We start from the raw sequence: 13,241 nt of genomic DNA, 5'->3' as shown, positions 1-13,241 counted from the left end.
CCAGCGCCGTCAGCCGAGCCGGTCAGACCTCAGGGGGTCGAGCACGGGAGGAACGACCGCGTCGAGACCCCGACAGATCCACAACGGGATCTCGACTCCCTCGTTCCTCGGTCGCTCGATCACCGTGAATCAGGTGGTCGAGCAAGGCAGGAACGACCGCGTCGAGACCCCTACATATCCCCGACGAACCGCGGCACCAGGGGATCTCGACAGCTCGTCAGTCGCTGTCCCGCAGTCGACGGCGCTTGGCCGTCGAACGCGAGAGGCGTTGGAGTTCATCAAAATCACCATTGATGAGTGCCTGCCGTTTTGCCCTGCTCCAGTTCTGTATGCGCTTCTCCATCGCGAACGCGTCGGCGACGTTCTCGTAGTCCTCCCGCCAGAGCAGGGTGACGGGTCGGCGGCTGCGCGTGTACACAGCACCCGTCCCGTCGTTGTGCTGGGCGAGCCGCAGGTCCATCGACGTCGTGCTGCCCACATAGAGGCTGCCGTCCGAGCACTGCAGGATGTAGACGCAAGGCATTGCAGGAGAGTGCCAGATCCGGTCGCTCCGGCGTCTTGGTCGTCCACAACGAGATCTGGACTCCCTCGTCCCTCGGTCGCACGATCAACAAGGTTTCCGCCGGTGGACCAAGTCAGACCTCAGGTGGTCGAGCAAGGGAGGAACGACCGCGTCGAGACCCCGACAGATCCACAACGAGATCTCGACACGCTCGTTCCTCGCTGCTCGATCACCTTCGGTCAGAACATCTGCGACACCACGAGATCTCGACTCCCTCGTCCCTCGGTTGCACGATCAACCAGGTTTCCGCCGGTGGACCCGGTCAGACCTCAGGTGGTCGAGCAAGGGAGGAACGACCGCGTCGAGACCCCGACAGATCCACAACGAGATCTCGACACGCTCGTTCCTCGCTGCTCGATCACCTTCGGTCAGAACATCTGCGACACCACGGGATCTCGACTCCCCCGTCCCTCGGTCGCACGATCAACCAGGTTTCCGCCGGTGGACCCGGTCAGACCTCAGGTGGTCGAGCAAGGGAGGAACGACTGCGTCGAGACCCCGACAGATCCACAACGAGATCTCGACACGCTCGTTCCTCGCTGCTCGATCACCTTCGGTGAGAACATCTGCGGCACAACGGGATCTCGTCACGCTCGTTCGTCGCTGCTCGATCACCGAGGGGTCGCTCGATCACCGTGGCTCAGGTGCGGCGGAGGTAGGACTCGCCGCGGGGCGAGAGTCGGTAGCCGACGGTCAGGCTCTCGGTCAGGCCGAGTGCTTTGAGCTTGCGGATGTCGGCCTTCATCGGCAGCAGCTCCCGCTGCAGCAGGGCGGCGAGCTCGGTCGACACCACGCCCGGGTTGTCCCGGATCCAGAGCAGGATCCGGTGCATCCACGGCCCGGTACGCTTCCCCGCGTCCAGGGACGCAACCGCCCGCTGCAGCTCGGCCAGCGCGGCACCACGCGGGATCTTCTGCCGCAGGGCGACTCTCGGATCCTCGCCCGCCAACGACAGGCCGATGCGGTAGACGTGGGCTCCGCCGGCGCTCCCCCGCGGGCTGCGAGGTGCGGCCCCGTCGCGTGGTTCCAGACGGCGCAGCAACTCAGCCAAATCCTTGATCCCGGCGGCCGTCGCGTCGTCCTCGGTGAGCACGGCCGGGTCGTCGACCCGATCAACGGTGTCGAACCGGACCAGCCCGACGGCTGTCAGCTGGGTGCCGCCGACCCGGACCCGCGGCAGGTCCCATCGCCGGAAAGCCAGACTGACCCGGCCGTCCCGCACACCCTCCTGGATCGCCTTCGGAATCTGCATCGCTCGCTCGCGTCAGTGGGCGGCGGCGTCCCAGTCGGCACCCACGCCGACCGAGACGTCCATCGCCACATCCAGGGCGTAGGCCCCGGCCATCTCCTCCCGGAGCACCGCGGTCACCGCGCCGATCTCCGCTGTCGGCACCTCGCAGACCAGTTCGTCGTGCACCTGCAGCAGCAACCGGGACTTCAGCCCCTCGTCGGCGAGCCGCCGCTGGACCCGGATCATGGCCACCTTGATGATGTCGGCGGCCGTGCCCTGGATCGGCGAGTTGAGCGCCACCCGCTCGGCCAGCTCACGGCGTTGACGGATGTCGCTGGTCAGATCGGGCAGATACCGGCGGCGGCCGAACAGCGTCTCGGTGTAACCGTCGATGCGGGCCTGGTCGACAGACCTGCGCAGGTAGTCGCGGACCCCACCGAATCGGGTGAAGTAGGCATCCATCTGCTCCTTCGCCTCCTCGACCGGGATCTTCAACTGCCCGGACAGACCGAACGCCGACAAGCCGTAGGCCAGACCGTACGTCATCGCCTTGATCCGGCGACGCATCTCCCCGGTGACCTCCTCGAGCGGCACACCGAGCGCGCGGGAGGCGACGAACGTGTGCAGATCCTCGCCCGAGCGGAACGCCTCGATCAGCCCGGCGTCGTGGGACAGGTGCGCCATGATGCGCATCTCGATCTGCGAGTAGTCGGCGGTGAGCAGCACGTCGAAACCCTGACCAGGCACGAACACCCGGCGGATCTGCCGGCCCTCGTCCGTACGGACCGGGATGTTCTGCAGGTTGGGTTCGGTGGACGACAGTCGACCGGTGGCGGCGATGTTCTGCAGGTAGGTGGTGTGGATCCGACCGTCGGCGGACACCGACTTCTGCAGCCCCTCGATCGTCGTCCGGAGCTTCATCACGTCCCGGTGCCGCAGCAGGTGCTCCAGGAACGGATGCCCGGTGCGTTCGTGCAGGGACTGCAGCGCATCGGCATCAGTGGTGTACCCGGTCTTGGTGCGCTTGGTCTTCGGCATCTCGAGCTCGTCGAAGAGGATCACCTGCAGTTGCTTCGGTGACCCGAGGTTGACCTCCTTGCCGATCACCTCGTAGGCCCGGAGTGCCGCGGCGTTGACCTCGGCGGAGAACTGGGAGTGCAACTCCGCCAACAGCTCTGCGTCCACGGCGATGCCGCTGCGCTCCATCTGCCCGAGGATCGTCATGACCGGCAGCTCGATGTCGTTCAGCAGCTCCAGCTGACTCCCGGCGGCCAGCTGTGAGGCCAGCACCTCGGCAAGGTCGAGCACCGCTCGGGCCTCGATCATCACCGCAAGATGCGAGGTGTCCTCCACCTCGACGTCCAGCATCAGCTGACCGGATTCGTCGCCCGACCCGGCCTGCAACGTCCGGTGCAGGTAGCGCTGGACCAGGTCACCGAGGTCGAACGAGCGCTGACCTGGCAGGGCCAGGTAGGCCGCGAGGGCCGTGTCGCAGGCGATCCCGTCGACGCTCCAGCCGCGGGCGAGGAGGGCGTTGATCGCCGGCTTGAGGTCGTGGCCGACCTTCGGCCGCTCCGGATCGGCCAGGAACTCGGCGATCGCCGCGTCGTCGTCCGGATCGATCTCGGTGACGTCGACAATGCAGGCCTCGCCGTCGGGCGCAGCGAAGGCGAGCAGGTGGACGTCGCCCGCACCGGCACCGAACGCGCCGCGGACAACCATCCCGATCCGCCCGGTGGCACCGTGGGTGTCCAACCAGGACCGGACCTCACCGGGGGCCAGCTTGCCGCCCTCGACGTCGAACCCGCCCTCGACCGAGGTCTCGTCGGCCTGCTCGAAGATGTCCAGCAGTCGTTCGCGGAGCACCCGGAACTGCAGGTTGTCGAAGATCGCGTGCACAGCCTCGCGGTCGTAGGGCTGTGCCACCAGGTCCTCGCGAGGATCGGCCTCGAGCGCGACGTCCTTGACGAGCTCGGTGAGCCTGCGGTTCTGCAGCACGCCGGCCAGGTTGTCCCGCAACGCATCCCCGACCTTGCCGCCCACCTGATCGACCCGGTCGACGAGGTCGGCCAGCGAGCCGAACTCCCGGATCCACTTGGCGGCGGTCTTCTCGCCGACGCCGGGGATTCCCGGCAGGTTGTCGGAGGGATCGCCGCGCAGCGCCGCGAAGTCGGGGTACTGGGCCGGGGTGAGGTCGTACTTCGCCTGGACCTCTTCCGGGGTGAACCGGGTGAGCTCGGAGACACCCTTCTTGGGGTAGAGCACGGTGACCTGGTCGTTGACCAACTGCAGGGCGTCGCGGTCGCCGGTACAGATGCGTACCGCCATGCCCTCCTCCACTGCCCGCACCGTCAGTGTGGCGATGACGTCGTCCGCCTCGTAGTTCTCGGCCTGCAGCGTCGGGATCCGCATCGCGGCCAGCACCTCACGGATCAGGTCGACCTGACCGCGGAAATCGTCCGGGGACGCCGACCGGTTCGCCTTGTAGGCGGCGAACTCCTCGCTGCGCCAGGTCTTCCGCGACAGATCGAACGCGACGGCCACATGGGTCGGTCGCTCATCCCGCAGCAGGTTGATCAACATGGAGGTGAAGCCGTACACCGCGTTGGTCGGCTGGCCGGTGGTGGTGGAGAAGTTCTGCACCGGCAGCGCGTAGAAGGCGCGGTAGGCCAGCGAGTGGCCGTCCATCAGCAGCAGGGTGGGCCGTTCTCCGTCCGCGGTGACTGGAGGGGTGGTGGGCGCGCTGGTCTGCTCGGTGCTTACGGTCACCCCGCGAGTCTAGATTCAGAGTCCGACAGCCCTGACCGACGAGAAGAGAGACCCGGACCATGAAGGACACCGCATGACCCGGCCTGGGACGACGGAACCGACAGGGTCGGCCGACCCCTGGAGCCTGGCGACCACGATCTCGGCGATGGCTCAGCTGCGGACCGCCCAGCAGGCAGGGGACACCGAGGCGGTGCTCGCGGCGGTCAACCGGATGGGCGGCGAACTGGCGACGTCGATGGGCATCCGCATCACCGAGTACACACCCGAGCGGGTCGTCGGCACGATGCCGGTCGTCGGGAACCGGCAACCGTTCGGGCTGCTGCACGGTGGGGCCAACGGTGCACTGGCGGAGTCCCTGGGGTCCTTCCACGCCGCGCTGCTGGTGCCTGACGACACGATCGCCGTCGGCACCGAACTGAGCTGCACGCACCATCGCTCGGCCACCGAGGGCGTGGTCACCGGGGTCAGTGTCCCGCTGCACGTGGGCCGGTCGATGGGCACTTTCGAGATCGTCATCAGCGACGAGCAGGGCAGACGGATCTGCACCGCTCGACTGACCGGGTTCTTCCGGCCTGCACCGGTGGCGCGTTGAGCATGCCGATTGCGCACGTCAGCGGGGTCACACCAGCGCTGCGCCGTTCGAGCGTGTGGGAGCTCCCGGACCGGGTACGGGCTCAGGTATGGACCCAGCGATGACGGAGCCGACGGGCGAGACCCGCGCCGTCCCGCGCCCGACCACCCGCCAGGTGACCATCGTGATCGCGACGCTGATCGTCGGGGCCGGCATCCTGGCCTGGTTGATCACGATCGAACCGGGCGACCGCACCTTCCTGCTCGCCACCGTGCTGCTCGCCGCGGTGTGGACGATCGGGGCGTTTCTGACGGGCCGCCCGAAGATGGGGCATCCAGCATCCCGGGTCCCCGGCCGGATCGCGCTGCCGGCGGTGCTGGGAGTGGTTGCAGGACTGTCGGTGATCGTCGTGTTCGTCGTCGGAGCACTGATCGTCACCACCATTCCGTCACTGCGCGAGCTGGTGCGCTCCGTGCTCGATCACCGCAATGCCGGTCTGTTCGGGGTGGTCACCCTGACCCTGGTGGCCGGCGCCAGCGAAGAGCTCTTCTTCCGCGGCGCGCTGTACGACGTCCTGCGAGGGCGGCACCCGATCGTCTTCAGCACGCTGATCTACACGCTGACGACGGTCGCCACCGGCAACTGGATGCTCGTCTTCGCGGCCCTGGTCCTGGGCGCGCTGACGGGCACGCTGCGGTACCTCACCGACGGCATCCTCGCCTCGGTGCTCACCCACTGCATCTGGTCCGCCGGGATGCTGCTGGCCCTCCCGGCCGTCCTCGGATGACCGGACCGACAGCGCCCACTCCTACAGAACGGAACCCCATGGACACACCATCACTCATGTTGGTGACCGGCGCGACCGGCTACATCGGTACCCGCCTGGTGCCCGAGCTGCTCGAGGCGGGCCACCGCGTCCGGGTGTTGAGCCGCTCGGCCGACAAGCTGAAGGACCGCCCGTGGCTGGCCGACGTCGAGGTCATCGAGGGTGACGCCACCGATCACGGAGACCTGCTCCGGGCACTCGACGGCGTGCGGGTGGCCTACTACCTGCTGCACTCGATGGACGGAAAGGGCGACTTCCAACAGCGGGATCGCGAACTGGCGCAACGCTTCTCCGATGCTGCGGCCGCGCAGGACGTCGCCCGAATCGTCTATCTCGGTGGGTTGCACCCTGCCGGGGAGAAGCTCTCGGACCATCTCGCCTCCCGCGTCGAGGTCGGCCAGATCCTGCTCGACGGCGCGGTCCCCGCGGCGGTCCTGCAGGCGGCAGTGATCGTCGGCACGGGGTCGGCGTCCTTCGAGATGCTGCGGCACCTCACCGAGCGCCTGCCGGCCATGGTCGCCCCGCGCTGGCTGCGCAACAGGATCCAGCCGATCGCCGTCCGCGACGTGCTGCACTACCTGGTCGGCGCGGCAGGTCTGCCGGCAGACCTCAACCGCACCCTGGACATCGGCGGCCCGGAGGTGCTCACCTACGACGAGATGATCCAACGTTTCGCGAAGCTCGCCGGACTGCGCCGCCGGCTGATCGTCACGGTGCCGGTGCTGACGCCGAAGCTGGCGGGACACTGGGTCGGCCTGGTCACTCCGGTACCGGCAGGTCTGGCGAAACCGTTGGTGGACAGCCTCGTCCACGAGGTCGTGTGCCGGGAGGACGACATCCGGGAGCTGGTTCCCGAAGTGGAGCCGCTGCTGGACTTCGAGCAGTCGGTGCAGGCCGCACTCGCCGATGTCGGCACCATGGACGACCCGGACTCCCCCTCCCCCGACCAGCTCGACCCGGCGCGTGCGGTGGCCGGCGATCCGGACTGGGTCGGTGAGCCGCACTACACCGACCGCCGGTCGTCGATCACCACCCGCAGCCCCGCAGATGTGTGGGGATCCGTCGCTGCCATCGGCGGCGACACCGGTTGGTACGGAACGGATGCGCTCTGGCAGATGCGCGGGGCGTTGGACAAGGTGATCGGCGGGCCAGGGATGGATCGCGGTCGGCCGAACCGTGAGCTGCAGGTCGGCGACGATGTCGACAACTGGGTGGTCGAGGCCGTGGATGCGCCGCACTCGCTCACCCTCCGCGCCCGCACCAAGCTGCCCGGCACTGCATGGCTGCGGTTCGAGGTCTCCACCGATGCACCCGACGCCGCCGATCCCGAGAACGCCGATGCGGCAGGCACCACTCGGCTGACCCAGATCTCCACGTTCCGGCCCAGCGGTCTCAGCGGCCACCTCTACTGGAACGTGATCGCGCCGGCCCACCGGGTGGTGTTCGGCCGGCTGCACCGCGGCATGCTCACGGACAGCACGGACCGCTGAGGGCCCCGCGCATCCGACTCCGAGCTCCGGCCGGAGGTTCGGAACCGAAGGCGAAGAACTGAGTACGACTGCGTCGCTCGGCCTGGTTACGCTCCCGGCATGACCACGCAGACCCGGGCGCGCCGCGGCCTGCTGCTCATCACCCTCGCCGGAGTGCTGTGGGGCACCACTGGGATCGTCGTGCACTGGGTCAACGCCGCCACCGGGATGGACGCGCTGACGATCGGCTTCTGGCGGTTGCTCGTCTCCGCGGTCGTGATGGTGCTGTTCTCCGTCCGCACCCTGCCGGTGCTGCTGGGCGCGGTGCGTCGGTTCCCGGTGAAGGTGCCGCTCGCCGGCGTAGGACTCGCCGCCTACCAGGGCCTGTACTTCCTGTCCGTGCTGTGGACCGGCGTCACCGTTGCCACCATGGTGAGCCTCGGCATCGCCCCCGTACTCACGGCGATCTGGGAGTCGGTCCGCGATCGACGCCGGCCAACCATCCGGAAATCGGTGGTCGTCGTGCTGGCACTGGCCGGTCTCGGGCTGATCGGCACCAGCGGAACGAGCGCCGTGGGGACGGCACCCGGTTGGGGACTGCTCGCCGCCATCGGATCCGGCACGGTCTACGCAGCGGTCACGCTGCTCTGCGAATCGATGGCGGACGCCGTCCCGGCCAGAGCCATGACGACCGCCATGTCGATCTCCGGGGCGATGACGTTGGCGCCCTGGGCCTTCAGCCACCACCTGTTCCCGGGAACATCGGCCGGTCTCAGTGGGATCTCCGTCGTCGGCCTGGTGTACATCGGGGTCATCACGACCGCCGCGGCCTATGCCGCATTCAACGCCGGGCTGCGAACGGTACCCAGCAGTACGGCAGCGGTGTTGACGCTGTGGGAACCCATCACTGCTGCGGCCCTGGCCGTTGCGCTGCTGCACGAGGCGGTCACCGCAGGCACGGCTGTCGGCAGCGGCCTGCTGATCCTCGCGGTGACGTTGCTCTATCTCCGCCCACCGCGTCGACGGTCGAGTAGCGTTGCACCGACATCGGCTGGGACACCGCCGCCGGAAGCCCAGCTCGGTCCCCTGCCGGGTCCGGCTCAGATCGGACCGGCGGCGGTCCGGTCCCGGGGCAGCAGCGGTGTCGACCGGGAGGGAGATCCGTCCTGAGTGCGTTGCTGACCACCGCGCCGCTCGCCCTCGGAGGGCTGCGCTTCCGCGCGGCCCTGTGGTTGCTGCTCGCCCTCGGGCTGGTTCCGGCCACCGCGCTCACCGTGTTGGCCGCGGGGATGCAGCTGGAGACCAGGATCGCCGGTGTGCAGCAAGCCGTGGACGGACTCGACACCGCCCAGCGGACCGCGCTCGCAGTCACCTCGGTCCCGATCGACACGGGTCACATCGCCGGCGCAGATGCAGTGGTGCGCGGCGGTTTCGAGGCCGCCGGATTCGAATCCGTCAAGCGCACTCTCACCTTCCGGCTGCTCTCGGTGTCCGGTACCGACGTCACCCTCGGCGCGGTGGAGCCGCTGCCGGACACCGTGCGGCTGCTGACCGGCCGGCTGCCGACGTCGTGCAGCTCGACCCGGTGTGAGGTGCTGGCCGTACAGGCTGCCGGCGGTGTCGCACTCGGTCCGGCGGAGATCGCCGCTGCGCCAAGGGCATTCGGCGTCGTCGTCACCGGGACCGCCGCGCTGACGGACCGCCGGCTCGTCGAGGGCGGCCTGGTGACGCCGTCGGTCCCGTTGCTGCTGGGTGCAGACCCGACCGCGATCACCGAGCTCGCCGCCCTGACCGGCTACGGCAGGACCGCCGGCTGGATCGCGACCGTCTCCGGAGCCGCGGTCGCGGACCGTGGCGCCTCGGCCACCCAGGACGCCCTCGACCGGATGGTCGGCGACTTCGGATCGGCGTACGGGCCGGTGGTCCTTCGCTGGCCGGCCGACGTCGCCGATGCTGCCGTCGCCCGCAGCGCGGGCGCCGGCGCGCGCTTCGCGGCCCTCGGCTCCGGAGTGGGCGCCCTGCAACTCGCGTTCTGCGCGGTGGTGGCGGTGGGGGTCCGGCGACGGACGAGGTGGGTGTGCGGGGTGCTGCGAGCGCGCGGTGCTCCGTCCTGGTGCTGCGTCGTTCTTGCTGTGCTGCAGCCGATCCCGGCGATCCTGCTGGGCGCCCTCGTCGGTGTCGCCAGCGGTGTCCTCGTCGTCGCCGGTCGGCTCCACGGAGTGCTCGGTGGCACCTTCGCCCCGGCGCTCGGGAGGGCTCTGGAGGTGACGGGACCGGCCCTCGGGACGGTGGCAGCACTGTCGCTCGCCGCGCTCGGGCTGACGGCGCTGGTCAGCGCGCTGCCCGACCGGGTGGCGCGCAGCAGTCAGCTGGTGATCGACACGGTGACGGTGCTGCTGCTCGGCATCGTGCTGGCAGATCTGACCGACGTCATCACGCTGACCGGCAGTACCCCGTTCCTGGCGGTCGTCCTGCTCGCCGGCCTGCTGGCATCCCGGGTCGTTCCGTTGCTCCCCAGGATCGCTTCCGGGCTGCACCGCCTCCGGCCCCGGCGAGCACGCCCCGTCGGGATCGCCGCCCTGTCCCGCAGGGCGAGCGCCAGGCGCCCGCTGATCCCGGCGGTCCTGGCCGGCTTCCTGGCCGCCGCCTGCGCTCTGGGCGTCTTCGCCGTGAGCTACCGCGCGAGCCTCGGGCAGTCGGCGGCCGACCGGGCCGCAGCCCAGGTGCCGCTCGACCTCCGGGTCAGCCCGAGCACCCAGATCAGCACCCCCGGTGACGTGATCGACGTCGGAGCCCTGCGCGCGGCCGCACCGGACGTGACCATCGGCCCCCTGACGAGCACGGCCATCTCGGTCGCGGCCGGCACCCCGCGGGCCCGTTCGACGAACCTGGTCGGGATCGACGCCGGCACCGTCCTGGCGATGAACGACTTCCCGGTCACGACCGGTACCGGACTGGGCGCCGCCGAGCTCGCCGGCCGGCTCCGGACCTCGACGACCACGGACCAGCGGCCGAGGCTCGCCGCCGGAACCGTGCGCTTCACGGCATCCGGGGTGAGCAGCGACGTTGACGTCGCCCTGTGGATCGAACTGGCAGGAGGCGCGCAGCGGGCGGTCCGACTCCAGCCCGCCAACGCCGCGTCGGTGACCGAACTGGTCGCCAGGATCCCCTCCCCTGCCACGGTCATCGCAGTCGAGGTCATCGAATCCGCCGCCCACCTGATGCACCGCCAGCACGGGATCGGCGAAGGCGACACCGACCGGGCGCAGGCCGCCGGCACCCTTGTCCTGAGTGCCACCGCCCCCGCGTCGGGCGGCGCCGCGGACACCGGTTGGACCTGGACCGGATGGACCGCAGCGCATGCCGAGATCACCGATACGGCAGACCGGATCTCCGTGCGCTACCGGATCGGCGACCAGCGGGTGGTCGTCGTCCCGCCGGCCGCGCCCGGCGAGTTTGTGGGCTCCGAACAGCAACCGCTGCCGATGGTGGTCGACCTCGGTACCGCCTCCGCCGCGGTCGACGGAACGCTGAGCGTCGCGGTCGGCGGCGCCAGGATCGTCGGCAGGATCGTTGCCGTCGCGCCGTTCTGGCCGGGTCTGAGCGGTCCGTTCGCCGTCGTCGACCGGGCCGCGATCAGCCGGATCGTCAGCAGCGAGGCGCCGGGAACCCAGCCGGTGACCCAGGTCTGGCTCGCTGCCCCGGCAGCTCAGCTCCCTGCCCTGCGCGCCGCGCTGGCCGACTCCGGCGCCTCGGCGGCGACCATCACCGCCCGATCGACCGTCGAGGACGCGCTGCGCGCCGACCCGGCGTCGGTCCGCACCATCCTGATGGTGGTGATCGCCGCGATCGTGGCGCTCCTGCTGGCCGCCGTCGCTGCAGCGATCGCGGTGCGCGCCGACCACGACGGCTCGGCCCCCGAGCAGCTGGTGCTCGAGCTGGACGGGCTGAGACCGAACCGGTTGCAGAGCCTGCTGCTCGGTCGATCCCTCGGTGCGGGAGTGCTGGGGATCGCGGTGGGCTGCGCTGCCGGACTCTGGGCGGCGCAGCTGGGCGTCCCGGCCCTCGCCGGCAGCGCGGCGACCGTTCCCCCGCTGCGCATCGTCGGCCAGGTGGGGGCGTCGTTCATCGCGGTGGTGGCGCTCACCGGAGCGGCGCTCGCAGCCGTGGTCGCGGCCAGGACCCTGTTCCGGGGAGATCGTCCCGCGCTGCTGGACGGGGACGTGCGATGACCGGGGTCGCTACCGGAGAGCCGACGCAGCGCGCGGTGGGAGCCGCGGGCGCCCAAGCAGTTCGGCTGACGGACGTCTTCGTCCTGCACCGGGGGGCGGGCGAGCCGGTGATGGCGCTCAGGGGTGTCGACCTGCGCGTCGAGCCCGGCGAGCGGCTGCTGGTCGAAGGTCCCAACGGGTCCGGCAAGTCGACCCTGCTCCGCACGCTCACCGGCGATCAGCAGGTCTCCGCCGGCCGGGTCGTCATCGGGGGCGTCGACATCACCGATCTGCCCCCACGCACCCGCGACCGCTGGCGAGCCGGGGCGATCGGCTACGTCGACCAGCACGCCGGACGAGCGTTGTTGCCGGAGCTGACCGTGCTGGACAACGTGGCCCTGCAACTGCGGGTGTCCGGAGGCTCGCTCATCTCGGCTCGGACACAGGCCATGACGACCCTGGAAGCCGTCGGCATGCAAGGGGTTGCTTCGCGTCGCATCCCGAGCCTGTCCGGTGGCGAGGCCCAACGGGTGGCCATCTGCGCCGCCGTCGCCCACCGACCGGCGCTGCTGCTGGCCGACGAGCCCACCGGCGAACTCGACGAGGACGCAGCCCGCGCGGTGATCGACCTGATCGGCACGGTGGCCGACCGGGGCAGCGCTGTGCTGCTGGTGACCCACGATCCACGATCGCGACGGTTCAGCCCCCGCCGGATCGTCATCCGGGACGGACGCATCGCCGAGGATCTGCACGCACCCGGCCAGTCCGACGCCGCTCGCGGAAGCACCCCGCGGGTCGGCACCGACGGAGCGCACCCGGTCGACAGTCGTGGCTGGATGCACATCCCGCCGTCCACCACCGGGCTCGACGTTCCCAGCCCGGATCGGACGCGGCCGCTCGACGACTCTCCACTGGTGGTGCTCGATGCCGTCAGCACCACTTTCCCAGGGCGCGCGCCCCTCCCTGCACTCACCCTGACCCTCACGAGAGGTCGTTGGTGGGCAGTGACCGGGCCATCCGGGAGTGGGAAAACGACGCTGCTGCACCAGATCTGCGGTCTGGCGGACCCGACCTCCGGGTCCGTGAGCGTCGACGGCACCGCCTGGTCCGGGCTCGACCGTCGACGGCGTGCGGACCATCGAAGGGTCGCCTGTGCCGTGTCCACCCAGCGCACCCTGTTGGTCGAAAGCCTCACTGCCACCGAGAACCTGATCCAGGAGTGCGCGATCCGCGGTGTCTCCCCCGCCGGTGTGGGGCGCCTGCTCGCCGACATCTCGCTCGCCGCCGTGGCCGACCGGGAGGCCGCGGTGCTGTCCGGTGGTGAGCGGCAACGGCTGGCACTGGCCAGGGCGCTGGTCTCCGCGGCTCCGGTCCTGGTGCTCGACGAGCCGACCTCCCAGCAGGACGAGCTGTCGGCCAGGCGGATCGCAGCATTGCTGCGCACTGCGGTGCGCGCCGGGCGGAGCGTGATCAGCTCCTCGCACGATCCCCTGCTGTTGGCCGCGGCCGACGAGGTCCTTGACATCACCTCGGGCACCGTCACGCACTGAGCCCACAGACAACGTCCACCCAAAACGTCCACCGAAAACATCCACAGACATC

9 protein-coding genes are annotated in these 13,241 nt (G+C 70.0%); 6 read left to right on the top strand and 3 right to left on the bottom strand.

Annotated features, from left to right (window positions below; translation table 11 throughout):
- Positions 1-217 precede the first annotated feature (217 nt).
- From ABLG96_RS09845 to polA, 3 genes are all read right to left on the bottom strand, one after another.
- Positions 218-523 (bottom strand): GIY-YIG nuclease family protein, encoded by a 306-nt coding sequence (locus ABLG96_RS09845; RefSeq protein ID WP_353651149.1) that lies wholly within the window; start codon positions 521-523, stop codon positions 218-220.
- A gap of 679 nt (positions 524-1,202) precedes the next feature.
- Positions 1,203-1,814, bottom strand: coding sequence for an ASCH domain-containing protein (locus tag ABLG96_RS09840; RefSeq protein ID WP_353651148.1), 612 nt, complete (start codon positions 1,812-1,814; stop codon positions 1,203-1,205).
- Between the two features lie 12 nt (positions 1,815-1,826).
- Positions 1,827-4,481 (bottom strand): DNA polymerase I, encoded by a 2,655-nt coding sequence (polA, locus tag ABLG96_RS09835; RefSeq protein ID WP_353651457.1) that lies wholly within the window; start codon positions 4,479-4,481, stop codon positions 1,827-1,829.
- A 292-nt stretch (positions 4,482-4,773) separates the two neighbouring features.
- On the opposite strand from polA, the gene ABLG96_RS09830 reads away from it, so the two are divergent.
- The 6 genes from ABLG96_RS09830 to ABLG96_RS09805 all read left to right on the top strand — a co-directional run bounded on the left by ABLG96_RS09830 (position 4,774) and on the right by ABLG96_RS09805 (position 13,189).
- Positions 4,774-5,154, top strand: coding sequence for a hotdog fold thioesterase (locus ABLG96_RS09830; RefSeq protein ID WP_353651456.1), 381 nt, complete (start codon positions 4,774-4,776; stop codon positions 5,152-5,154).
- Between the two features lie 100 nt (positions 5,155-5,254).
- Positions 5,255-5,920 (top strand): type II CAAX endopeptidase family protein, encoded by a 666-nt coding sequence (locus tag ABLG96_RS09825; protein WP_353651147.1) that lies wholly within the window; start codon positions 5,255-5,257, stop codon positions 5,918-5,920.
- A 38-nt stretch (positions 5,921-5,958) separates the two neighbouring features.
- Positions 5,959-7,449 (top strand): SDR family oxidoreductase, encoded by a 1,491-nt coding sequence (locus tag ABLG96_RS09820; protein WP_353651146.1) that lies wholly within the window; start codon positions 5,959-5,961, stop codon positions 7,447-7,449.
- 99 nt (positions 7,450-7,548) lie between these two features.
- Complete coding sequence (locus tag ABLG96_RS09815; protein ID WP_353651145.1) at positions 7,549-8,598, top strand: DMT family transporter; 1,050 nt, start codon at positions 7,549-7,551, stop codon at positions 8,596-8,598.
- A gap of 5 nt (positions 8,599-8,603) precedes the next feature.
- Entirely contained in the window at positions 8,604-11,660 is a 3,057-nt protein-coding gene (locus tag ABLG96_RS09810; RefSeq protein WP_353651144.1) for a hypothetical protein, read from the top strand.
- Positions 11,657-13,189: an ATP-binding cassette domain-containing protein gene (locus ABLG96_RS09805; protein ID WP_353651143.1), complete on the top strand. Its 1,533-nt coding sequence runs from the start codon at positions 11,657-11,659 to the stop codon at positions 13,187-13,189. The genes ABLG96_RS09810 and ABLG96_RS09805 overlap by 4 nt, the downstream gene beginning before the upstream one ends.
- Positions 13,190-13,241: the final 52 nt, after the last annotated feature.

The sequence above is a fragment of the Nakamurella sp. A5-74 genome (assembly GCF_040438885.1).
Lineage (GTDB): Bacteria > Actinomycetota > Actinomycetes > Mycobacteriales > Nakamurellaceae > Nakamurella.
The sequence above is the reverse complement of the archived record's forward strand: the minus strand, read 5'-3'. Positions and strand labels throughout refer to the sequence as shown.

Coding starts and splice junctions, on each gene's coding strand:
- ABLG96_RS09845 (WP_353651149.1), bottom strand. CDS start 523: ATGCCTTGCGTCTACATCCTGCAGTGCTCGGACGGCAGCCTCTATGTG.
- ABLG96_RS09840 (WP_353651148.1), bottom strand. CDS start 1,814: ATGCAGATTCCGAAGGCGATCCAGGAGGGTGTGCGGGACGGCCGGGTC.
- polA (WP_353651457.1), bottom strand. CDS start 4,481: ATGGACGGCCACTCGCTGGCCTACCGCGCCTTCTACGCGCTGCCGGTG.
- ABLG96_RS09830 (WP_353651456.1), top strand. CDS start 4,774: ATGGGCGGCGAACTGGCGACGTCGATGGGCATCCGCATCACCGAGTAC.
- ABLG96_RS09825 (WP_353651147.1), top strand. CDS start 5,255: ATGACGGAGCCGACGGGCGAGACCCGCGCCGTCCCGCGCCCGACCACC.
- ABLG96_RS09820 (WP_353651146.1), top strand. CDS start 5,959: ATGGACACACCATCACTCATGTTGGTGACCGGCGCGACCGGCTACATC.
- ABLG96_RS09815 (WP_353651145.1), top strand. CDS start 7,549: ATGACCACGCAGACCCGGGCGCGCCGCGGCCTGCTGCTCATCACCCTC.
- ABLG96_RS09805 (WP_353651143.1), top strand. CDS start 11,657: ATGACCGGGGTCGCTACCGGAGAGCCGACGCAGCGCGCGGTGGGAGCC.